The 21,754-nt window shown below is 60.8% G+C and carries 19 protein-coding genes and 1 pseudogene; 14 read left to right on the top strand and 6 right to left on the bottom strand.

Annotation, left to right across the window (positions count from 1 at the left end; all coding sequences use genetic code 11):
- The first annotated feature begins 222 nt into the window (after positions 1–222).
- From FAZ97_RS11955 to rsmA, 4 genes are all read left to right on the top strand, one after another.
- Positions 223–2,607 (top strand): LPS-assembly protein LptD, encoded by a 2,385-nt coding sequence (locus FAZ97_RS11955; RefSeq protein WP_158758616.1) that lies wholly within the window; start codon positions 223–225, stop codon positions 2,605–2,607.
- A gap of 101 nt (positions 2,608–2,708) precedes the next feature.
- Complete coding sequence (locus tag FAZ97_RS11950; RefSeq protein WP_199272055.1) at positions 2,709–4,079, top strand: peptidylprolyl isomerase; 1,371 nt, start codon at positions 2,709–2,711, stop codon at positions 4,077–4,079.
- A gap of 24 nt (positions 4,080–4,103) precedes the next feature.
- Positions 4,104–5,126 carry a 4-hydroxythreonine-4-phosphate dehydrogenase PdxA gene (gene pdxA / locus FAZ97_RS11945; protein ID WP_158758614.1) on the top strand — a complete coding sequence of 341 codons (1,023 nt, stop codon included), beginning with the start codon at positions 4,104–4,106 and terminating at the stop codon, positions 5,124–5,126.
- Positions 5,127–5,141: 15 nt separating this feature from the next.
- Entirely contained in the window at positions 5,142–5,969 is an 828-nt protein-coding gene (gene rsmA, locus FAZ97_RS11940) for a 16S rRNA (adenine(1518)-N(6)/adenine(1519)-N(6))-dimethyltransferase RsmA (protein ID WP_158758613.1), read from the top strand.
- 62 nt (positions 5,970–6,031) lie between these two features.
- Here rsmA and panE read toward each other — a convergent pair whose 3' ends face one another.
- Positions 6,032–6,982, bottom strand: coding sequence for a 2-dehydropantoate 2-reductase (gene panE / locus FAZ97_RS11935; protein WP_158758612.1), 951 nt, complete (start codon positions 6,980–6,982; stop codon positions 6,032–6,034).
- Between the two features lie 154 nt (positions 6,983–7,136).
- Between panE and gloA the strand changes: the two genes are divergently transcribed.
- The 7 genes and pseudogenes from gloA to FAZ97_RS11900 form a co-directional block, all read left to right on the top strand.
- Positions 7,137–7,520, top strand: coding sequence for a lactoylglutathione lyase (gene gloA, locus FAZ97_RS11930; protein ID WP_158758611.1), 384 nt, complete (start codon positions 7,137–7,139; stop codon positions 7,518–7,520).
- A 721-nt stretch (positions 7,521–8,241) separates the two neighbouring features.
- Positions 8,242–9,651 carry an undecaprenyl-phosphate glucose phosphotransferase gene (locus FAZ97_RS11925; protein ID WP_158759152.1) on the top strand — a complete coding sequence of 470 codons (1,410 nt, stop codon included), beginning with the start codon at positions 8,242–8,244 and terminating at the stop codon, positions 9,649–9,651.
- Positions 9,648–10,937 carry a polysaccharide biosynthesis/export family protein gene (locus FAZ97_RS11920; protein WP_456093677.1) on the top strand — a complete coding sequence of 430 codons (1,290 nt, stop codon included), beginning with the start codon at positions 9,648–9,650 and terminating at the stop codon, positions 10,935–10,937. The genes FAZ97_RS11925 and FAZ97_RS11920 overlap by 4 nt, the downstream gene beginning before the upstream one ends.
- Positions 10,934–11,377, top strand: coding sequence for a low molecular weight protein-tyrosine-phosphatase (locus FAZ97_RS11915; protein WP_158758610.1), 444 nt, complete (start codon positions 10,934–10,936; stop codon positions 11,375–11,377). Before FAZ97_RS11920 ends, FAZ97_RS11915 begins: the two co-directional genes overlap by 4 nt.
- Positions 11,378–11,380: 3 nt before the next feature.
- Entirely contained in the window at positions 11,381–13,594 is a 2,214-nt protein-coding gene (locus tag FAZ97_RS11910) for a polysaccharide biosynthesis tyrosine autokinase (protein WP_158758609.1), read from the top strand.
- Positions 13,595–13,691: 97 nt separating this feature from the next.
- Positions 13,692–14,789 carry a non-hydrolyzing UDP-N-acetylglucosamine 2-epimerase gene (wecB, locus tag FAZ97_RS11905; protein ID WP_325073214.1) on the top strand — a complete coding sequence of 366 codons (1,098 nt, stop codon included), beginning with the start codon at positions 13,692–13,694 and terminating at the stop codon, positions 14,787–14,789.
- Positions 14,790–14,817: 28 nt separating this feature from the next.
- Positions 14,818–15,126: pseudogene (locus FAZ97_RS11900) on the top strand (UDP-N-acetyl-D-mannosamine dehydrogenase); the annotation flags it as partial.
- A gap of 152 nt (positions 15,127–15,278) precedes the next feature.
- On the opposite strand, the gene FAZ97_RS11895 reads toward FAZ97_RS11900, so the two are convergent.
- Complete coding sequence (locus FAZ97_RS11895) at positions 15,279–15,524, bottom strand: hypothetical protein (RefSeq protein ID WP_158758607.1); 246 nt, start codon at positions 15,522–15,524, stop codon at positions 15,279–15,281.
- Between the two features lie 164 nt (positions 15,525–15,688).
- Here FAZ97_RS11895 and FAZ97_RS35795 point away from each other — a divergent pair, with 164 nt between their 5' ends.
- From FAZ97_RS35795 to FAZ97_RS11880, 3 genes are read left to right on the top strand one after another with little or no spacing between them, the layout of a single operon-like run.
- A complete protein-coding gene (locus FAZ97_RS35795; RefSeq protein ID WP_407671775.1) occupies positions 15,689–16,195 on the top strand; it encodes a hypothetical protein in 507 nt (168 codons plus the stop codon).
- Positions 16,179–16,730 (top strand): oligosaccharide repeat unit polymerase family protein, encoded by a 552-nt coding sequence (locus tag FAZ97_RS11885; protein WP_233271581.1) that lies wholly within the window; start codon positions 16,179–16,181, stop codon positions 16,728–16,730. Before FAZ97_RS35795 ends, FAZ97_RS11885 begins: the two co-directional genes overlap by 17 nt.
- Before the next feature lie 18 nt (positions 16,731–16,748).
- Complete coding sequence (locus FAZ97_RS11880; protein WP_158758604.1) at positions 16,749–17,177, top strand: serine O-acetyltransferase; 429 nt, start codon at positions 16,749–16,751, stop codon at positions 17,175–17,177.
- A gap of 5 nt (positions 17,178–17,182) precedes the next feature.
- On the opposite strand, the gene FAZ97_RS11875 is transcribed toward FAZ97_RS11880, so the two are convergent.
- The 4 genes from FAZ97_RS11875 to glyS all read right to left on the bottom strand — a co-directional run bounded on the left by FAZ97_RS11875 (position 17,183) and on the right by glyS (position 21,748).
- Complete coding sequence (locus tag FAZ97_RS11875) at positions 17,183–18,082, bottom strand: M48 family metallopeptidase (RefSeq protein WP_158759150.1); 900 nt, start codon at positions 18,080–18,082, stop codon at positions 17,183–17,185.
- Between the two features lie 169 nt (positions 18,083–18,251).
- The gene (locus FAZ97_RS11870; protein WP_158758603.1) at positions 18,252–19,013 is read right to left on the bottom strand and encodes a lysophospholipid acyltransferase family protein; all 762 of its coding nucleotides are present in this window, start codon (positions 19,011–19,013) and stop codon (positions 18,252–18,254) included.
- Positions 19,014–19,054: 41 nt separating this feature from the next.
- Positions 19,055–19,618 carry a D-glycero-beta-D-manno-heptose 1,7-bisphosphate 7-phosphatase gene (gene gmhB, locus FAZ97_RS11865; protein ID WP_158758602.1) on the bottom strand — a complete coding sequence of 188 codons (564 nt, stop codon included), beginning with the start codon at positions 19,616–19,618 and terminating at the stop codon, positions 19,055–19,057.
- Positions 19,619–19,648: 30 nt separating this feature from the next.
- Positions 19,649–21,748 (bottom strand): glycine--tRNA ligase subunit beta, encoded by a 2,100-nt coding sequence (gene glyS, locus FAZ97_RS11860; RefSeq protein WP_158758601.1) that lies wholly within the window; start codon positions 21,746–21,748, stop codon positions 19,649–19,651.
- Between the last annotated feature and the right edge of the window lie 6 nt (positions 21,749–21,754).

The raw sequence follows: 21,754 nt of genomic DNA, 5'->3' as shown, positions 1-21,754 counted from the left end.
ATCAACGTCTTGCCATATAATACCCCACGACTTTTTTGACGCGACTCGCGCCAAAGCCCGCATGACGGAACGCTTGCCGCATTCATCGCCGCTCCAGGGTTCGATGAATTGTAATTAATTGTGTGCACCCCGGCCTCGATCCGGTTGATCGGGAGGCGGGTGCCCAGGCGGGCCACCATCATGCAGAGGGCAGGCGGCCGGGCCGATTCGCCAAAACCATACATGCCGCCCAGACAGTTTTTCCAGACGATCTCCCTTAGTGACGACGGCGTGCCGGGCAAGCGGCGGCTCATCGCGGCACTCCTGGCCGTACCGGGTCTGGTGCCCGCGCTCGCGCACGCCCAGCTCGCGGGCGCGGCCGCGCAGCCACAGCAGCTGGACGGCCCGTGGAGCCTGCGGCTCGCGCCGCAACTCGAGGATCACCCCAACGCGTCGGGCCAGCACCCGGCGACCTTCGTGCTCGGCGATTCGACGACCGGCACGGTGGACACCGATCTTGCGGTGAGAGGCGCAGCAGAGCTGCGCCAGGGTACGAACCTGGTGAAGGGCGACGCCCTGCATTACGACCAGGACACCGACATGGCCAATGCGTACGGCAATGTCGTGGTCGTGCAGAACGGGACGACGTTCACGGGGCCCGAGGCGCATTTGAAGGTCGAGGCGAACGAGGGCTTCATGCCCGCGCCGAAGTACCACTTCACGCTCACGGGCGGCTCGGGCAGCGCCGCGCGCGCCGACCTGCTGGACAGCGAGCGCTCGGTGCTCACGACCGGCACCTACACCGCGTGCCACTGCTCGACCAACCCGGCGTGGTACATCAAGGGCAGCGAGTTCGATTTCGACACCGGCAGCGACGAAGGCGTCGCGCACAACGCCGTGCTATTCTTCCAGGACGTGCCGATCTTCGCGAGCCCGTGGCTGTCGTTCCCGCTGTCGGGCGACCGCCGCAGCGGCATATTGCCGCCGACGTTCTCGGTCAGCTCGACGAACGGCTACGAAATCTCGCTGCCGTATTACTTCAACATCGCGCCGAACCGCGACTTCACGTTCACGCCCGAAATCATCTCGAAGCGTGGCGTGTTCCTGCAGGGCAACTACCGGTATCTCTCGACGAATTACTCGGGATCGATCACCGGCACGTTCCTGCCCGACGACGCGATCACGAAGACGAACCGCTACGCGCTGTTCATCCAGCACAACCAGAACTTCGGCAACGGGTTCGGTGGCTACGTCTACTACAACAAGGTCTCGGACAACACCTATCCGTCGGACCTGTCGTCGCCGGCCAACCAGTTCCTGAACGGCACGCAGACGCTGTACCAGCAGGAAGCCGGCCTCACGTACAACAACGGACCGTGGTCCGTGCTCGGCCGCTACCAGCACTGGCAGGCCGTCGAGTCGTCGACGCCGCCGTATGGCCGCGAGCCGCAGTTGAACGTGAAGTACGCGAAGTACAACGTCGGCGGCTTCGACTACGGCATGGAAGCCGACTATTCGCGCTTCCGCATCTCGGAAGACAACGCGACCGAAGGCGACCGCGTCGTCTTCAATCCGTACCTGTCGTATTCCTTGATGGGGCCGGGTTACTTCGTCACGCCGAAGGTTCAGTGGCACTTCGCGTCGTACAACCTGAGCAACATCGGCCCGGCGGGCACGACCTTCGGTTCGCCCGTCGGCACGCCGAAGAGCTTCACCGAATCGATCCCGACCTTCAGCTTCGACACGGGCCTCGTGTTCGACCGCTCGGTCCACCTGTTCGGTCAGGATTACATCCAGACGCTGGAACCGCGCCTGTACTACGTGTACACGCCGTATCGCAACCAGCAGTTCGCGCCCCTTTTCGATACCGCCGAGTCGGACTTCGGCCTCGCGGAAATCTTCACGCCGAACACCTTCGTCGGTAACGACCGGATTGCCGACGCGAACCGCATTACGGCCGCGCTCACCACGCGCTTCATCGACCCGGCTTCGGGCGACGAGCGCGCGCGCTTCGTGATCGCGCAGCAGTACTACTTCCAGGATCAGCGCGTCACGCTCAATTCCAGCGAAACTACGAGCCAGGCAACGCATTCGGACCTGATTGCAGGCGCCGCGCTGAAAATCGGGGCTGGTTTCGCTTCGGAAACGGCGTTCCAATATAATGCCGACAACAACCAGCTCACGAAGGCAAGCATCGGTTTCGGGTACAGCCCGGGAACGAGCCGCGTGCTGAACGTGGCCTACCGCTACACGCGCGCGAACACCACGCTGGATTTCCAGCCGATCAATCAGATTCTGGTCTCGGCTCAATGGCCGTTCTCGCACCGGGTGTACGCCGTAGGCCGCTTCAACTACGATCTGAACGGCCATCGGATCGTCGACGGCCTGGTCGGCATGCAGTACGACGCCGACTGCTGGGTGCTCGGGGTCGGCCTGCAGCGTTACGCGAACGGGCTCAATACATCGGGCACGCCGAATTCGTCAACGCGGTTTCTCGCGCAGCTTACGCTCAAGGGACTGTCGAACGTCGACAACGGGTTGGTGGCCGCGTTCAAGACGGCAGTGCCGGGGTACACGCAGCTGCCGGCCCAGTCGCCACCGGATTCGCGCTTCACTGATTATCAATAACGCGTGATCCGGAGCGCATTGCTTGCGCAAGGCGCCTCGGAGCAACGCGGTGTCGGTTGCATAGAGACGGGCGAAGCGTGCCCGCCAACATTGGAGTATCTGTGGGAATCATGAAAAAGCTTCGCCTGGCAGCGTACGCTGCGAGTCTCTTCGCCGTCGCAGGCGTGTTGCCGGCCGCGCCGGCGCAAGCTCAAGGTCTCCCGGCGGCTGGCAACGGCCAGACGGTCGACACGATCGCCGCAGTCGTCAATGACGGCGTGATCACACAGCGCGAGCTCGACAGCCGCGCCGAAATGATCGCTCACCGGCTGCAGCAGCAAAATGCGCCGGTTCCGCCTGAGGACCAGTTGCGCGCGCAGGTGCTCAACCAGATGGTGCTCGAGCGCATCCAGCTCCAGAAGGCCAAGGAAGACGGCATCACCGTCGACGACGCGGCCGTGCAACGCACGCTCGAGCGTCTCGCCCAGGCCAACGGCATGGATCTCGCCACCTATCGCGCGCGCATCGAGGCAGCAGGCGTGCCCTGGACCACGTTCATGAAGGACGCGCGCACCGAACTCACGCTTTCGAAGCTGCGCGAGAAGGAAGTGGACAGCAAGGTCACGGTGTCCGACGCCGAGGTCGCGAACTACATCGCGAGCCAGCGCGGACCGAATGCGGGCCAGTCGAACGATTTGCACTTCCAGCACATCTTTATCAAGGCGCCGCTGAACGCCTCGGAAACCGACATCGAAGCCGCGCAGGCGAAGGCCAATGCGCTGCTCAAGGAAGCCCAGTCGGGTAGCAAGTTCGAGAGCCTCGCGAAGTCGAATTCGCAAGCGAGCGATGCAGGCAAGGGCGGCGACATGGGTTTCCTGCCGCAGTCGAAGCTGCCACCCGAGTTCGTGACCGCCGCTTCCACGCTGCGTCCGGGCGAAGTGAACCCCTCGGTGATCCGCACCAGCGACGGCTTCGAAATCGTCCGCCTCGTGGAGCGCCGCCAGGGTCAGGGCACCGCCGGCGACGCGCCGAAGCTCGTGCAAACGCACGTGCGCCACATCCTGCTGCGTGTGGGCGACGGCATGTCCGAGCCCCAGGCGCGCCAGAAGCTGCTCGAAATCCGCCAGGAGCTCGCGGCGGGCGGCGACTTCGCCAAGTTCGCGCGCACTTACTCGCAGGACGGCTCGGCCTCGCAGGGCGGTGACCTCGGCTGGATCAGCCCGGGCGAAACCGTGCCTGAATTCGAGCGCGCCATGAACACCCTGCAGGACGGCCAGTTGAGCGAGCCGGTACGCACCGAGTACGGCTACCACCTGATCCAGGTGCTGGGCCGCCGCGACGCCGAAGGCTCGATCGCGCAGCAAATGGAACTCGCGCGCCAGGCTATCGGCCAGCGCAAGGCGGAGCAGGCTTACGCCGACTGGCTGCGGCAGCTGCGCGACAGCGCCTACGTCAGTTACAAGATCGCGGGCATGACGCCGCCGCACAACTAAGCGCAGTCAGCCAGGGATCGAGCCATGAACGCCTCCGCATCGTCGTCGCCGGCTCCGCGGAGGGCGGGGCCGATCCGTATCGCCATCACCACGGGTGAGCCGGCCGGCGTCGGCCCCGAGCTGACCGCCGCCGCGCTGGCGGGCGCCTCGGCCCACTGGCCCGACGCGCAATTCGTCGTGCTCGGCGACAGCGCGCTACTCGAAGCGCGCGCGAAGGCCGCGAGCGTCGACTGGGCCGCCGTGCTGGCGCACCAGCCCGTGCAGGTCGAGCATGTCGCGCTCGCGACGCCGGCAAAACCCGGCAAGCTCGACGCCGCCAATGGCCGCTACGTGCTCGCGCTGCTCGACCGCGCGATCGACGGCGCATTGGCAGGCGAATTCGACGCGATCGTGACCGCGCCGCTGCAAAAGAGCACCATCAACGACGCCGGTGTGCCCTTCACCGGCCACACCGAATATCTCGCCGAACGCACGCATACCCGGCGCGTGGTCATGATGCTGGCGGGTACCGGGGCGCGTCCGTTGCGCGTGGCGCTCGCCACGACGCATTTGCCGCTCAAGGACGTTTCCGCGGCGCTCACCGTCGAAGGGCTCGTCGAAACACTTGGCATCATCGATCATGACCTGCGTCATCATTTCGGCGTGCGGCTGCCGCGAATTCTGGTGACCGGCCTCAACCCGCATGCGGGCGAGAACGGCTACCTGGGGCGCGAGGAAATCGACACGATCTCGCCGGCGCTGGCCGCCGCCTCCGCGCAAGGCATCGACGCGCGCGGCCCTTACCCCGCCGACACGCTGTTCCAGCCGCGCTACCTCAAGGACGCGGACTGCGTGCTGGCGATGTTCCACGACCAGGGCCTGCCGGTCCTGAAATACGCGACGTTCGGCGAAGGCATCAACGTCACGCTCGGCTTGCCGATCGTGCGCACCTCGGTCGATCATGGCACCGCGCTCGACCTCGCCGGCACTGGCCGCGCGGACGCCGGCAGCCTGATCGCCGCCCTCGACACCGCCGTTTCGATGGCGCGCCACCGGCGCGCTATCTGATTGAATCAAGAGAAGATGTCCAACAGCAGCAGACAGCACCAGGGCCACTTCGCGCGCAAGCGCTTCGGCCAGAACTTCCTCGTCGACACGGGCGTGATCGACTCGATCGTCGACGTCATTCGTCCGCAGCGCGGCGAGCGCATGGTCGAGATCGGGCCGGGTCTCGGCGCGCTCACCGAGCCGCTCATCGAGCGCCTCGCCACGCCGGAATCGCCGCTGCACGCGGTCGAGCTCGACCGCGACCTGATCGCGCGCCTCACGAAGAAGTTCGGCCCACTGCTCGAACTGCACGCGGGCGACGCGCTCGCGTTCGACTTCGGCTCGCTCGCGGCGCCGGGCGAGAAGCCCTCGCTGCGCATTGTCGGCAACCTGCCGTACAACATCTCGAGCCCGCTGCTGTTTCACCTGACCACGTTTGCCGAGCGCGTGATCGACCAGCACTTCATGCTGCAGAACGAAGTGGTCGAGCGCATGGTGGCGGAGCCCGGCAGCAAGGCGTTCGGCCGCCTCACGGTGATGCTCCAGTACCGCTACGTGATCGACAAGCTCATCGACGTGCCGCCCGAATCATTCCAGCCGCCGCCCAAGGTGGATTCCGCGATCGTGCGCATGATTCCCTACGCACCGCACGAACTGCCGAAGGTGAACGACGCGCTGCTCGGCGAACTCGTGACGGCCGCCTTCTCGCAGCGCCGCAAGATGCTGCGCAATACGCTCGGCGATTACCGCGAACGCCTCGACTTCGACGCACTCGGCTTCGATCTGGCGCGCCGCGCCGAGGAAGTGCCCGTTGAGGAATATGTGAGCCTTGCGCAGGCGCTGGAAGGGGCAGGCGGCGCTTGATGGGCGCTTGATGCGCATGTTGCGCCGCCTTGCCGGTGCATTAGCCGTTTTCAGGCTGGTTTTCAGGCCGCTTCGCTGCGCTGCGCCTCGTAGGCCTTGAGCTGGCTATAGACAACGCGCAGCACCGAAAGCTCGTTCGATGCGTGCTGTATCGCGCCGCCGCGCCGGATCAGGTCGCCGAGGACGTGATCGGCCTCGATGCGCGAGCCGTTCTGCACGTCGCGCAACATCGAGGCGGTGAGCGACGAACCCTTGGCGAACAGCATCGCGCGCGAACGCTCGAGGAAACTGTCGCGCACGGCGTGGCCGTGTTCGGCTGCGATCGCGCGGCATTCGGCGAACAGACGCTCGACGATCGTGGCGCCGTCGGGTGTGGAGAGAATGACGCCAACGGGCGCACGGAAAAGACACGTGCTGCCCGCGAGCGACGCGAGAAACACCCACTTCTCCCACATCTCCTGAAGGATGTGATCGCTCGCCTTCACGTGGAATCCGGCATTGCCGAATTGATCCGCGACCGCTTGCACGCGCGGGGAGACGCCGCCGCCGAGCTCGCCGAACGTAATCGCCTGTACGTCATTCAGATGCACGATCTCGCGTTTGTCATTGAGCGTGGACGCGATCAGGCATACACCGCCCAGCACCGCTTGCGTGCCGAAGCGCGCCTGCAGGACTTCCAGATGGCGCATACCGTTGAGCAGCGGCAGGATCAGCGTGTTCGGCCCGACGGCCGCGGCGAACGAATCGATGGCGTTGTCGAGGTCGTAGGCCTTGCAGCTCAGCAGCACGAGATCGAACGGTTGGCCGCCTTGCGACTCGAGCGCCTCGCGCGTGACGGTCTTGACGTCGCGCAGCGTGAGATCGCCCGCCGGGCTGCGGATGACGAGGCCCGCCTCACGCAGTTGCGCGGCGCGCGCCTCGCGTACCAGAAACGTCACGTCACGCCCCGCAGCGGCGAGCCGCCCGCCGAAATAGCCGCCCGTCGCACCCGCACCGACTACCAGAATTCGCATGTCTACTCCTCGTTGCTTGCGTTTAGCGAAATTGCCGGGGCAATTTCGGGATGGCGTTTATGCTAGAGCAAATCGGCGCATCTTGCCGGGGCCGGCAGGGCTGGCGTGTTTTTGGTACAGTCCGGTTTTTGACGACGGCAAAACGGAGTACACAATGCGCCTGCTGCACACGATGATCCGGGTCGGCGACCTCGATCGCTCGATCAAGTTCTACACCGAACTGCTCGGCATGAAACTGCTGCGCCGCGAAGACTACCCCGATGGCAAGTTCACGCTGGCCTTCGTCGGGTACACGGACGAGCGCGACGGCACGGTGATCGAGTTGACGCATAACTGGGATACGGCTTCTTACGATCTCGGGACGGGCTTTGGCCACCTGGCGGTTGAGGTGCAAGACGCCTACGCTGCCTGCGCGAAGATCAAGGAGCAGGGTGGGACGGTGGTGCGCGAGGCTGGCCCGATGAAGCATGGGACGACCGTCATCGCGTTTGTGACCGATCCGGATGGGTACAAGATCGAGTTTATTCAGAGGAAGTAAGGTAGTTGGTAGGGCGGCGTCGGAATACTTCGAAACCGCCCCTTAAGGCTTGTTGAGCTTTAAGTTGAATTAACAAATGTCCGAGAATTAAAAAGAAAATACCGGGCATTTTTCATGAATTAAATATTTCGTCATTTTTATCTCGAACGGGATGCAGCTGCGGCTATTTGTCGATTGCGTAAGTAATCATCTCTTGTGATCGACTTCGCATGTCTTGTTCGAGGCGAAATATATCGAAACACATAATTTGCAGTGCAAATTATGCGATACAGAAATCCAGACATCACGAAGCCAGCTACTTATTTTCGGTGGATTTGAGATTGCAGGGAGGTCAGGAGATGATCTCTTTCGAGTTCATTTCGGACTCTTCCTATATACGCGAAAGTGGTGGCGGTCGAAACTTTCTCCCCTGTCATTAAACAAGAAACGGACTCGACAAGACGCTCCCACGCGATGGCTGGCGTACGGGGTATCCATCTCCAGGCTGACAAGCGTAGCGCGGTTATCCGCGCGAGCGTCTTCGAATTCACCGAACGAGGGAGTTCAGCGTGCAGGGAAGCAACCGATTTTCGCGTCATCCGTCTCTTATATTTGGTGGATCCCCGACGTGGCTGGACATTTCACGAATGAACCTGCAGCAACTGGCGGCGATTGGTGCGCGCCAGAGTTGACGAACCACACCCGCAGGGACGCGGCAATCACTTCATTCGTGGATTACCCAATGCATCTGCCCACTCAAGGTCATCGCGACACATCAAGACGCCGCTCCGGCGTATTGATGCGCTTGCTGGACGTTATTGTGATCACAGTGTGCGCGTCTGTTGCCCTGCGTCTAGAGGCGACAGCGGCTCAACCCGGCTATGACAACGCGTTGGTCGCGTTCGCGCTAGTGGCCTCGGTTTTCGTCTTCCCGCTCTTCGGTCTGTATCAGGCCGTTCGCGGCCACATCTTCTGGCGCTGCGTTTGCGCGCCTGTCGTCGCGCTGGTGCTCGCTCTCGTAGTCGCATTGCTGGTCGCGATTATTCTGCTAGACCCGTATCGTCCAGCGGGCGAATGGTTCACGCGTTGGATGTGCTTCTCCGGTCTGGGCCTTGTAATCTGCCGGATCGTTGAACGCAGCCTTTGTCGGCGCCGGGAGGCGCAGGGCGCACGCACGCGCGCTGTCGCGATCGTTGGTAGTGGAGCGCATTGCCGCCACCTGCTACGCAAGGTCGAAACAACGCCAAACTCAATCTACGCCGTGTCGACCATCTTCGACACCGGCCCGGAGATTGCCGCGGCGCCGGGTGTTGCGCCAGCGTTTCGCGACCGGGAAGGCTTTGCCGATTTCGTGCGCCGTTATCACGTCGTTGAAGTCTGGCTCGCGTTACCGCTTTCGGAAGAGAGCACGATTCGCGAATTCATCGACCTGTTTCGCAACGACCTCGTGAACATCCGGTTCGTTCCCGATGTCACTGGCCTTGCGCTCTTCGAGGGCGAAATGGTCAACCTCGACGGCACGTCCGCGATCAATCTCGTGGGCTCACCGCTTTCGTCGGATGCACTGGTTTCGAAGGACATTTTCGATCGCGTGTTTGCGTTGCTGGCCGTAATCGGGCTGGCTCCGGCGCTTGTCGTCATCGCGCTCGCCGTGAAGCTTTCCTCTCCCGGCCCGGTACTCTTTACACAACGGCGCAAAGGTGCGAACGGCAAGGTCTTCAACATTTACAAGTTCCGCAGCATGCGGGCGCATGAAACGGCGCACGGGGTCGTCAGGCAGGCAACCCGAAACGATCCCCGTATTACGCGTGTTGGCGCTTTCCTGCGTCGCACGAGTCTCGACGAACTGCCGCAATTCTTCAACGTCCTGCGCGGCGAAATGTCGGTAGTCGGGCCGCGCCCACATGCCATCGAGCATGACGCGCTCTATCAAAACATCGTGGACGACTATGTTCACCGCTATCGCATCAAGCCGGGAATTACAGGCTGGGCGCAGGTGAACGGCTTTCGCGGCGAAACGGATTCCGTAGAGAAGATGCGGGGCCGCGTGGAACACGATCTCTATTACCTCAGCAACTGGTCCTTCTGGCTCGACATGCGCATCGTGGTCGCAACGATGTTCAAGGGACCGGTACATCGCAACGCGTATTGAATAGCCGGAATGTAGAAGTGTTGAAACAATCCCTAAAACCGTTTGCGCGCTCCTTCAACTGGGCGCGGCGTACCGCCGCTCCGCGTCTTGCGAACGCAAGTATGGCGGTCGCGCTTTGTGCCGCGCTTGGTGCATGTGCGGTCGCACCTGGCATGCGTATGTCCTTGTCGAGGGGAAGCACCCAGACGCAGTCGCCTGCCGGGAATAGTTCTAACGCTGAGACGTCGACGGCTGCGAGCGCTGCCGCTGCGACGACCGGCACGGCATCACAGGTCGCCGATGCGACTTCCGCTACGCCTGAAGTGCCTGTTACCGAACTGAATGTCGAGACTGTGAAAGGCTTCCAGGAGGCGCGCCTGAAGCAGCAGCAACAGCAGATCGAACTGCTATCGGCGGTTCCGCAGCCGTACACGATCGGCGCCGGCGATGTTCTGCAGATTGTTGTTTGGGACCACCCCGAACTCGCGGCGGCCGTGGGCACTACGCAGTCGCAAGCCTCTACAAGGCCGGGCGATCCGTTCTCCGGTTTCGTCGTCGATCAATCCGGCGAACTCACGTTTCCGTATGCAGGCACGCTACACGTCGCGGGACTTCGCGCGGAGGACGTGCAGCGTCGCCTGACCGCCGCGCTCGGCCGCTATTTCATTAAGCCTCAAGTCACCGTGCGGATGGCTTCCTATCGCGCCCACGAAGTCTATGTCGACGGTGAGGTACGCAGCCCTGGCGTCGTCGCAGTGAACGACGTCCCGATGTCACTGTACGAAGCGATCTCGCGCGCAGGTGGCTTCTCGGACACTGCCGATCAGAGCGACCTCGTGCTCGTACGCGAAGGCAAATCGCATCGCATCAATCTTACGCAGATGGTGGCAAGCGGCCTTAGTCCGTCGCGCCTGTATCTCAAGCCGGGCGACATGCTGCGCGTCGTCGCCCGCGATGAAAACGACGTCTACGTGATGGGCGAAGTCAACAAGCCGATTTCCGCCATTCCGCGTCGCACGGGGCGCATCACGCTGGCCGATGCGATCGCCCAGGCTGGCAGCGTGAATTCATCCACTGCGGATGCCGCGCAGATGTTCGTGATTCGTGGCGCGTTGAACGGAAAGCCCGAAGTCTTCCATCTGGACGGTCGCTCACCGGTCGCAATGCTCGTTGCCAAAGAGTTCGATCTTCAGCCGAAGGACGTCGTGTATGTCGATGGCAATGGCCTTGTCCGCTTCAACCGCGTATTGACGCTGTTGATTCCTGCAATCAACGCAGGCTTGACTGCGGGGCTGGTGGCGAAATGATTGAGAGCGTTCTGGTTGTTTGCGAAGGCAACATCTGCCGCAGTCCGTTGGCGTGCGCCATGTTGGCGCGATCGCTGCCCACTATCGGCTTTAGTTCGGCGGGTACGCACGCACTGATTGGCGAGGGAGCGGACCCACTCATCGTCGAACTGGCGCGTGGTCGCGGAGTGCAACTTGAAGATCATGTGGCGACACCGCTCACCGATGCACGTGTGCGCGGTGCCGATCTGATTCTCACCATGACGAAGGCGCAGCGGGACCAGATCGAGCACGCCTGGCCATTTGTGCGCGGCAAGGTGTATCGACTGATCGAAACGGAGGGTGTTGACGTTGTCGACCCTTATCGGCGACATCGCGCAACGTTCGACCTGGCAGTCGCACAGATCGAACATGGCGTCGCGCACTGGCGTGGCGTCCTTGCAGGACAGCAGGTTCATTGAATCATGACTCTTCTTAAGAAAAATCCGCCGTCCAATACTGCGGACGACGACGAAATCGACCTCTCGGAACTCTTCGCCGTACTCCGGGAAAGCCTCTCGCTGATTGGCATTGTCACGGCGATCGTGTTCTTGCTCGGAGCGCTTTACGCGTTTCTTGGAACGCCTGTCTATCGCGCAGATGCGGTGATTCAGGTGGACGACGATTCTGGCGTCGGGTCGATCAACGACAAGCTGGGTGACCTGGCGTCGCTATTCCAGACAAAAGCGACAGCCGACGCTGAGATTGAGCTGATTCGATCGCGCATGGTGGTGGGGGACACGGTTGACCGCCTTCATGTCGATATCGATGCACGTCCCCACTATTTCCCATTGATCGGTGGTCCTATTGCGCGCTTTCGTTCGCAAGACAGCGATGAACTATTGTCCCCGGTACTTGGGATGAAGAGCTACGCTTGGGGTGGCGAGCGCATCAGCGTCACGCAGTTCGATGTCCCGCGTGCGCTATATGAAAAGAAGTTCAAGTTAACGGCTCTCGACGCAGAGCGGTTCGAATTGAGCGACCCTGATGGCGACGTCGTGACCCAGGGGCGCATCGGTACGGTCGTGCGCGGCGAAACGCAATACGGGCCTGTGACGCTGAAGGTGACGTCGCTACTGGCACAACCTGGAACAAGATTCGATTTAAAGCGCTTCTCGACTCAACTGACGGTAGCCGAGCTTCAGAAGAAGCTTGATATCGCAGAAAAGACGAAGCAGTCCGGAATCATCGGCGTAAAACTCGACGGCATCGACGCGCAGCGCGTCACGGCAATCATTAACATGATTGCGAGCCTCTACGTGCAGCGCAACGTTGACCGAAAGTCGGCGCAGGCCCAGCAAATGCTGGGTTTTCTCGGCGAACAGTTGCCGCAACTTCGCGCTGATCTGGACCAGTCGGAAGCACGCTATAACGCGTTTCGCGCGAAGTCCGGAGCGATCGACCTCGACGCACAGGGCAAGCTTCTTCTGCAAACGGTTGTCGACACGCAAACGCGTTTGACGGAGCTCCAGCAACAGCGCGCCGATCTCGTTCAGCGATATACGGCATCGCATCCCACGGTCCAGGCGGTGGACGCGCGCATTGCCGAACTGGAACACCAGCAGGCTCAATACGAGAAGCAGGTGACGGCGTTGCCCGACACACAGCAGCAAGCGTTGCGGCTTATGCGCGATGTGAAGGTCAATACCGATCTCTACATGAAATTGCTGGATAGTACACAGCAATTGCGCGTGCTGAAGGCGGGTCAGCTAGGCAATGTGCGAACCGTCGACTACGCCGTCGTACCTGAAGAGCCGGTTCGTCCGTTGAAGCTGCTGGTCCTGCCACTTGCGCTGGTTCTTGGGCTGCTGCTCGGATGCGGGATCGCGCTCGCGCGCCGTATGTTCAATCGCGGACTCGAGACCCCATCGGAGATCGAACATGCCGTTGATATTCCAGTGCACGCAATCATTTCTCACAGCGACAAAGAGCTGGCACTTCGTCAATCCGTACGCCGCAATCCGACACGACCAGCCGTCCTGGCTGCCGTCCACCCGGACGACGTGGCGGTTGAAGGGCTACGCAGTCTGCGCACGGCGATGCAGTTCGGGGTCCTGAAGCCCGAGAACAATATTGTGATGCTGACCGGGCCTCGGCCCGGCGTCGGCAAATCGTTTGTTTCCGTGAACCTCGCCACGGTGCTCGCGGCGACCGGCAAACGGATTTTGCTCATCGATGCCGATATGCGACGCGGCGACGTTCACTCGTACTTCTCCATCAATCGCAAACCCGGGTTCTCTGACCTCCTGAGCGGGCGCGAACCGAAGGAAGTGATTCATCGCGAGGTACTACCGAACCTCGACGTGATGATGTCGGGCACGACACCTGACCGTCCGGCGGAACTCCTCGTTCGGGATCGGCTCGGCGAGATGCTGAAGGCACTGGCATCGTCCTATGACATGGTCATTATCGACTCGCCGCCGGTGCTCGCGGTCACGGATGCCGTTCTGATTGGCAAGCATGCAGGCGCCACGTTGATGGTCGTGCGACACGGTCGTCATTCCGCCGCGGAGTTGCGTGAGTGCACACGTCAGCTCGCGAGCTCGGGAGTCGAGGTCGATGGCTTGTTACTGACGGATGTGCCTGAGCGTGGCGCAAGCTTCGGAGCGTATTCGAACTACAGCAAGAAGCCAGACTGAGGGCTTATGCGATCCCAACAGGGGCGTTTTGCACGGGTTGATGCCAATGAAAAAAAATGTACTACTAACGTTTGGAACGAGGCCAGAGGCGATCAAGATGGCGCCGCTTGTCATGCGTCTTCAACAAGAACCGGCCATTCGATGCCGAGTGTGTGTGACTGGGCAGCATCGCGAGATGCTTGATCAGGTGCTCAACCTGTTCGCCATCCAGCCCGACTTCGACTTGAACATCATGAAGCGAGGCCAGGACCTTTACGACGTCACGACTTCGATTCTGGCTGGCATGCGCGACGTGCTTGCGCGGGAGCAGCCGGATCTGGTGCTCGTGCACGGCGATACGACTACGACGATGGCAGCCACGCTCGCCTCGTTCTACAGCCGCACGCCTGTCGCGCACGTCGAAGCCGGATTGCGGACCGGGAACCTGCTCTCGCCGTGGCCAGAGGAAGCGAACCGCAAGCTGACTGGGGCGCTTGCGTCACTCCATTTCGCGCCCACGGCAACGGCACAGGAGAACCTTCTGCGTGAAGGCGTTCCGACGCGCTCGATTGTCGTGACGGGCAATACGGTCATTGATGCGCTGCTGCACGTACGAGGCCGGCTGGCGACGGACACGAAATTGCGCGAACAAGCGCAAAGTGCGCTTCCTCAACTCGATCCTACGCGCCGACTCATTCTGGTCACAGGCCACAGGCGAGAGAGTTTCGGCGATGGATTCGAGCGAATCTGCACGGCGCTCGCCCAGATCGCGCATGCATGGCCGGAAGTGGACATCGTGTATCCGGTCCATTTGAACCCGAGCGTGCGTGAGCCGGTTAATCGCCTTCTGACCGGTATCGCAAATGTGCATTTGATCGAGCCGCTCGACTATCTCCCATTTGTCAGTCTCATGAACCGTGCTCACTTGATCCTGACGGACTCTGGCGGGATTCAGGAGGAGGCACCTTCGTTGCGAAAGCCAGTGCTTGTAATGCGCGAAACGACTGAGCGGCGGGAGGCCGTTGATGCGGGTGTGGTGCGGCTTGTAGGCACGGATGTCGGCGCGATCGTGCAGGGCGTGACGCAGTTGCTGGGCGACGACGCAGCATATGCGGCGATGAGCCGGGGCGACAACCCCTACGGCGACGGGCACGCGTGCGACCGCATTGTTTCTGCGTTGAACGATTGGTGGGGCGCCGCGGCTCACGCGGCATAAGGACATTGGAAATACAGGCTTGGCTACTATGAACTTCGAAACGATTTCGGTTGTTGGACTCGGTTATATCGGACTTCCCACAGCGGCGGCCTTCGCCGCGCGCCGCAAGAAAGTGATTGGCGTCGATGTCAACCAGCATGCAGTCGACACTATCAACCGCGGTGCGATTCATATCGTCGAACCGGAACTCGACATGCTGGTGCACGCAGCGGTGTCGCAGGGGTATTTGCGCGCGACGACGAGTCCCGAACCTGCCGATGCATTTCTCATCGCCGTTCCCACGCCGTTCTCAGACGGGCACAAGCCCGATCTGTCGTATATCGAAGCGGCGAGGCGCTGATCTTTTGTTTGTACATGATATTGATTCTCAGAAGCAAGAGATCTAGAAGACTGTTGTCTCTTTTTAGAGCGAGTCAGCGATGAATTGGATTTGGGCAGAAAGATTCCGTTGAAAATATTGTTATTTGATGATTGTTGGAAATGAAAATTTCAAAGAGAAATGGCTTGATTCGCGTTCTCCACGTTGGTCCGGGACAGGGTCAGCATGGCGGAGTTGCGTCGGTGATGAAAGAACTGGCCCAACAACGAGACGCCTTTCTGGAGCAGCAGATTGAGCTGGATTTTTTTGAAACCTGCGGATTCAAGCGCAGGACGGGCGTAATGCGATTTCTTTTCGTCGATTTCTTTAGATTTTTGGCGAAATTGGCGATGTTGCCCGATATCGTTCACTTTCATGTCTCTATTAACGGATCGTTCGTCAGAAAATATCTTTTATTTTTGTTGGCGAGCGTCTTTTTAAGAAAAACAATATTTCATCTTCACGCGGGAAATTTTTCTGAATTTCAAGTTCGCTCTGGAAAGCTCATAAAATATGCAATCCATCATTTTCTGACAAATGTGTGCGCGGCAGTGGCAGTTTGGTTGCACTTCTTTCAGGATATTTTCTGGGGCCGAGGACTGGAGTCGGGCAGCCAATCGCGTCAAAGAAGTCACGAACCTCGAATCAGCTCACAATTCTGTTTTTTCTGATCTTTGTGCTATGTATTGTCGTTGCAATTTTCCTTAATCACGGCATACCGTTGTTGCAAGGGGAGGCCAGATTCCAGAATTCCGCACTTATTTCAAATCTGGCGCCTCTTTATGGATTCTGGATTCTGACGAGGATGATATCGGACGTTGAGCGTGGGCGTAAACCTAGTTTTGTACAGCCCGCCATATACATCGTCGGAATTTTGATTCTGGGTTATCGATCACCAGTACTTGCATTTGTTTTGACATATTATTGTTACCAAGTGATATTTAGATTTTCCGGAACCAAGGCACTTTGGATTAGCGCGATTGTTGGGGGGGGGGCTGGCATTTTTTGCTGCCTCACTGTCGCTTTTCCGGGTGTCTCAGAGCTATGACGTGGCACGATTCTTTGCCAACGTGGACTTTGGATTTGTGTCGGATCATAAATACATTCTTCCCTTCGTCCCAGCGCTATCGATGTTCGATTTTAGCCAATGCACCATTTCGAAAATTGGAGCTGCGCTAAACGAACATATGTATGGAGGGCTGATGTTGAGTAACTTCGAGACGCTTCTTCCTGGCAAGCATTGGGGCGCAAGAAATATTATTGGTGATCTGACGGGCGCGCGGTGGGTTGCAGGTCGACCCATGAGCATCACCCCGACGCTGCAAGGTGCGTTATATACGGACTTCGGATACTTTGGTGTCTTTGCTGGAATGTTTATTATTTCATGGAGTATCTGCTGGCTTAAGAAATGCGCGTTTTACAGGGATGTTGTGGTGAGATTTTGTTTTTGTTATTTTTTTGCGCTCAGTCTTATGTCAATTCATGCCGGATATTGGGATGTAAATTTTATATTTGTAGGATTGTTTATTTTCATCATTAGAGCGTTTGATGCAATGAAGGTCAGATTTGGGCGTGTAGTATGATCGATCAATGGTGGTTTGATGATTTATATATATAGGATTTCCAGTTTTCTGCATCGTCTTGGAGTACCATTTATTCCGTGGCTCCTGAAGGTATGCAACCGTATATTGTTCAGCGTCTCCCTCCCGCCGTCGGTGAAGGTTGGTAGAAACGTTGTTTTTGGCTATCAAGGGCTGGGCATCGTTGTACATCGACATGCCATCTTGGGGAGCAATATCGTTATTTCACCCAATGTCGTGATTGGCGGGCGTGGAAGGCCCGGCGCGCCGGTGATTGAGGACGATGTGCTGATTGGTGCCGGCGCATGCATCCTCGGACCGATCGTGATTGGCCGAGGCGCAAGGATTGGGGCAAATTCTGTGATACTCGATAATGTGCCGGCGTATGCGACAGTAGTTGGCGTACCTGCGCGCATCGTAAAAGTTGGCAGCGAGGCAGATGCGCCGTGACTTCCTCACACCTCAGGCATCATCTCAGGCGGATGCTGCTTCAACTGCTTCCTAGCCTCCCGAAACTCCGGAAAGATTGACTCCACCGTCCGCCAGAACCGCGGACTATGATTCATCTCGCGCAGATGCGCGAGTTCATGCGCGACAACATAATCCACAACCGAAAGTGGAAAATGGATCAATCGCCAGTTCAAGCGAATTCTCCCTTCGCTTGAACAGCTTCCCCACCGCGTAGCGGCCGAAGAAAGCGCATAAGACCGAAACGAGACCTCAAGCTTTTCGGCATACACCTCAAGGCGCTCACCAAATACCCGCGTCGCTTCCCCCTGAAGCCACCCAGTCACGCGGTCCTTGATCTGTTGCGCTTCAGCATGCGGCGGCAACGGCAACGCAAGAACGCGAGTCACCTCATCAAACGCAAGCGAAGAAGCCCCAAGCCTCACTGTAATCGGCTTGCCAAGAAAGGGCAGTTCAGCACCATCGCGCCATTCCACGCGAGGCAGCGCTCGTTGCTCCGTGCGCGTTTGCCACTCCGCGAGCTTCGCGAATATCCACCGCTGTTTCTCAGCGATAGCAGCCTCGATGTCGGCGATCGTGACCCACCTGGGAGCAGTGATGCTAAGCCCGGTCCCGTCGATCACGAACCCAATCGATTTGCGCGACGAGCGCTTGAGCCGGTAATGCAGCGTGCGTGCGCCGAGCACGACAGTACGCAGCCGCGTGCCATCGGGCGCGAGCGGTGCCTTGCCGGGCTTATCAGGCGAGGGCGAAGGAGCGGGCTGTGGTGTGAGTGAGGGAGAAGACGAATCAGGCGCCACAACTGGCGCCGGTTCAGCAAAGAGCGGCAAGTCGAGTTGCCGGTTGTCGAGTGCCGCGTTTGGGCGCGGCGCGGGGGACTTCTGCATCGTCAGGCCTGGTGCGGATGGGCGTGCGCGTTTGCTGTTTTTCGCAGGGCGTTTGCGCGGGGCTTTAGGCGCAGCGTTGCGTGGTGCACTCAGCCGTGCGGAGAACAGCGCCAACATGCGTGCGCCAATCCTGCGCGCAACGCGAGCCAGCACTTCAAGCACTGCCGCCTCAAATCCCCGCTGCTTTCGCCGCTGCGCCATCCGTTTCGCGATATGCCTCAGGATCGATACGTCGCATTTCCGCTTCGATCCACTGCTCCACGCGCGTGTTCACTTCGTCGGGCGTGAGTCCGGTCGTCTCGATCGGCTTGCCGATCGACACCGTGACTATACCCGGATATTTCATGAACGAGTTTCGGGGCCAGACGTGGCCCGCGTTGTGCGCGATCGGCACCACGGGCGCGCCCGTTTCGATGGCGAAGCGCGGGCCGCCGGTCTTGTACTTGCCCTGCTTGCCCACCGGGATGCGCGTGCCTTCGGGGAACATGATCACCCATGCGCCTTCGGCCATGCGCTGCTTGCCTTGGCGTATCACCGAGGTGAAGGCGTTTTTGCCTTCCTTGCGGTTGATGTGAACCATCTTCAGCATGCCTAGCGCCCAGCCGAAGAACGGCACGAACAGCAACTCGCGCTTGAACACGTAGCACAGCGGCCGCGGCATGAGCGCGGGGAACGCCAGCGTTTCCCATGCGGACTGGTGCTTCGAGAGCAGCACGGCCGGCCCGTTGGGCAGGTTCTCCATGCCCTCGATGCGGTAGCGAATGCCATTAAGGTAGCGCGCGACGAAGAGCGTGGAGCGGCACCAGCCCACGGCCATCCAGTAGCGTCGCGTCGCGTTCATGAACGGGAACGCGATAAAGCATGCTGTTGCGTACGGCATCGTGTAGACGATGAAGTAGATGAACAGCAGCAGGGAACGGAGAAAGCGCATCGGTCGAGCCGGGTTAATGTACGCGTGAACTGTCTGCGCCTTCACGCAGAGGCGTTCGCGAGAAAATCGAGCGCGAAAGCGCGCAGGTCGTCGTGGATCATCGTGCCTTCGGGCAAGCCGCCGGCGGCGAGCGTTTTCTCGCCCTTGCCCGAACGCACGAGGTGCGTACGAAAGCCGAGCGACGCGCCCGCTTGCAGGTCGCGCAGCGAGTCGCCCACCACCGGGGTATCGGCGGGTTCGATCTCGAAGCGCTCCGCGATCATCTTGAGCATGCCCGGCAGCGGCTTGCGGCACTCGCAATGGTCCTGGGCCGTGTGCGGGCAGAAGAACACGGCGTCGATACGTCCACCCACGGCCGCGGCCTGGCGGTGCATCTTCGCGTGCATGGCGTTGAGCGCGGCCATGTCGAACAGTCCACGCCCAATGCCCGACTGGTTCGACGCCACCGCGACGCGATAGCCCGCCTGGTTCAGGCGCGCGATCGCTTCGAGGCTGCCGGGAATCGCGATCCATTCGTCCGGCGACTTGATGAACGCGTCGGAGTCGACGTTGATCACGCCGTCGCGGTCGAGGATCACGAGTTTTCTGGTGGTGCTGTTCGGCATGGCGTCTCGCTCAGTTCCGCTTTTTTCCGCTTATGCAGCGAGTCGCGAGATGTCCGCGACGCTGTTCATCTGGCGATGCAGCGCCTTGAGCAGCGCGAGGCGGTTCGCACGCAGCGCCGGGTCTTCGGCGTTGACCATCACGTCGTTGAAGAACGTGTCCACGGTTTCGCGCAGCGCCGCGAGTGCGGTGAGCGCGCCCGTGTATTCGCGTGCGGCGAGTTGCGTTTCCACGCGCGGCGCAACCTGTTCGAGCTGCGCGTAGAGCGCCTTTTCGGCGGCTTCGACGAAAAGGGCGACTTGCACGCCAGCGTCTTCCGCACCCTCGGACTTCTTGAGGATGTTGGAGATGCGCTTGTTGGCCGCCGCGAGCGAGGCCGCTTCCGCGAGCGCTGCGAATTCGCGCACCGCGTCCAGACGCGAGACGATGTCGTCAAAACGCGTGGGGTTCAGTGCGAGCACGGCGTCCACTTCGGTCGCCGCAAAGCCGCGTTCGCGCAGCATGCCGCGCAGGCGGTCCATGCAGAACTCGTAGATGGCCTGGGTCGATTCCGTCACCGCCTCGATGCCTGCGAATTGCGCGTACGTGGCGCGCAGCAGTTCGATCAGATCGAGCGGCAGTTGCTTCTCGACGAGAATGCGCAGCACGCCCAGCGCGTGGCGACGCAGCGCGAACGGGTCCTTCTCGCCCGTGGGCGCGAGGCCGATGCCCCAGATGCCGACGAGCGTTTCCAGCTTGTCCGCGAGCGCGACGATCGTGCCCGTCGTGGTAGCCGGCAGGGCGTCGCCCGAGAAGCGCGGCTGGTAGTGCTCGGAGCACGCAATCGCCACTTCTTCGGGTTCGCCGTCGTGGCGCGCGTAGTACGTGCCCATCGTGCCTTGCAGCTCGGGGAACTCGCCCACCATATCGGTCAGCAGGTCGGCTTTCGCGAGTCGCGCGCCGCGTTCCGCGAGCGCGATATTGGCGCTGCACATCAAGGCGATCTGCCCCGCGAGCGCTTCGAGGCGCTCCACACGCTGCAGCGTCGAGCCGAGCTTGTTGTGATAGACCACGTTCGCGAGCAGCGGCACGCGGTCGGCCAGCGGCTTCTTCTTGTCCTGCTCGAAGAAGAACTTCGCGTCGGCCAGACGCGGGCGCACCACGCGCTCATTGCCTTCGACGATCTCGTCGGGCGTTTGCGTCGCGATGTTCGAAACGATCAGGAAGCGCGAGCGCAGCCGGCCCTGGTCGTCGGTCAGCGCGAAGTACTTCTGGTTCGTCTGCATCGTGAGGATCAGGCATTCCTGCGGCACTTGCAGGAATTCGTCCTCGAACTTGCACGCGTACACAACCGGCCATTCGACGAGCGAATTCACTTCGTCGAGCAGCGACTCGGGCATCACGACCTTGTCGCTGCCGGCCTGTTCGATGAGTTGCGCGCGGATCGACTCGCGGCGGTCGGCGTAGCTCGCGATCACGAAGCCCTTGTGCTGCAGCGTGTGCGCGTACTCGTCGGCGTGCTGGATGGCGATGAGGCCTTCGGAGAGGAAGCGGTGGCCGCGCGTCGTGTCGTCGGCGTCGACGCCGAATGCCGTGACCGGCACGATCTGGTCGCCGTGCAGCGCCGTGAGGCGATGCACCGGGCGCACGAACTGCACGTTGCTGCCGTCCGGGCGCTGGTAGGTCATGACCTTCGGGATCGGCAGCTTGCCGAGCGCTTCATCGAGCACGGCTTGCAGGCCGTCGGCGAGCGTGGCGCCGGGCGCCGAGTAGCGCAGGAAGAACGCTTCGTTCTTGCCGTCGCTTGCGCGCTCGAGGTCGCTCACCGGGAAATCGGGGAAGCCGAGCGCCGCGAGCTTCTTCGCGAGCGGCGCGGTGGGCTGGCCGCTCGCGTCGAGCGCGACCGAAACGGGCAGCACTTTTTCGCGCACCTGCTTTTCGGGCGCGACGCTGCGCACGTTCTTGATCGTGACGGCGAGGCGCCGCGGCGTGGCGTAACGTTCGAACGCGAGATCGCCTTCGATCAGGTCGCGCGCGGCGAGGCGCTGCGCGATGCCTTCGGCGAACGCGTCGCCCAGGCGCGCGAGGGCCTTGGGCGGCAGTTCCTCGGTCAGCAGTTCGACGAGGAGAGTGGCGTGATGAGCTTGCGTCATTGTTCT

Origin of the sequence: Paraburkholderia acidiphila (genome assembly GCF_009789655.1) — a bacterium.
Lineage (GTDB): Bacteria > Pseudomonadota > Gammaproteobacteria > Burkholderiales > Burkholderiaceae > Paraburkholderia > Paraburkholderia acidiphila.
This window is presented reverse-complemented; position numbering and strand designations above follow the sequence as displayed.

Bases quoted from the DNA above. Each gene is read 5' to 3' on its own strand.
- FAZ97_RS11955 (WP_158758616.1), top strand. From the start codon at position 223: ATGCCGCCCAGACAGTTTTTCCAGACGATCTCCCTTAGTGACGACGGC.
- pdxA (WP_158758614.1), top strand. From the start codon at position 4,104: ATGAACGCCTCCGCATCGTCGTCGCCGGCTCCGCGGAGGGCGGGGCCG.
- rsmA (WP_158758613.1), top strand. From the start codon at position 5,142: ATGTCCAACAGCAGCAGACAGCACCAGGGCCACTTCGCGCGCAAGCGC.
- panE (WP_158758612.1), bottom strand. From the start codon at position 6,982: ATGCGAATTCTGGTAGTCGGTGCGGGTGCGACGGGCGGCTATTTCGGC.
- gloA (WP_158758611.1), top strand. From the start codon at position 7,137: ATGCGCCTGCTGCACACGATGATCCGGGTCGGCGACCTCGATCGCTCG.
- FAZ97_RS11925 (WP_158759152.1), top strand. From the start codon at position 8,242: ATGCATCTGCCCACTCAAGGTCATCGCGACACATCAAGACGCCGCTCC.
- FAZ97_RS11915 (WP_158758610.1), top strand. From the start codon at position 10,934: ATGATTGAGAGCGTTCTGGTTGTTTGCGAAGGCAACATCTGCCGCAGT.
- FAZ97_RS11910 (WP_158758609.1), top strand. From the start codon at position 11,381: ATGACTCTTCTTAAGAAAAATCCGCCGTCCAATACTGCGGACGACGAC.
- wecB (WP_325073214.1), top strand. From the start codon at position 13,692: ATGGCGCCGCTTGTCATGCGTCTTCAACAAGAACCGGCCATTCGATGC.
- FAZ97_RS11895 (WP_158758607.1), bottom strand. From the start codon at position 15,524: ATGAAAGTGAACGATATCGGGCAACATCGCCAATTTCGCCAAAAATCT.
- FAZ97_RS11880 (WP_158758604.1), top strand. From the start codon at position 16,749: ATGATTTATATATATAGGATTTCCAGTTTTCTGCATCGTCTTGGAGTA.
- FAZ97_RS11875 (WP_158759150.1), bottom strand. From the start codon at position 18,082: ATGCAGAAGTCCCCCGCGCCGCGCCCAAACGCGGCACTCGACAACCGG.
- FAZ97_RS11870 (WP_158758603.1), bottom strand. From the start codon at position 19,013: ATGCGCTTTCTCCGTTCCCTGCTGCTGTTCATCTACTTCATCGTCTAC.
- gmhB (WP_158758602.1), bottom strand. From the start codon at position 19,618: ATGCCGAACAGCACCACCAGAAAACTCGTGATCCTCGACCGCGACGGC.
- glyS (WP_158758601.1), bottom strand. From the start codon at position 21,748: ATGACGCAAGCTCATCACGCCACTCTCCTCGTCGAACTGCTGACCGAG.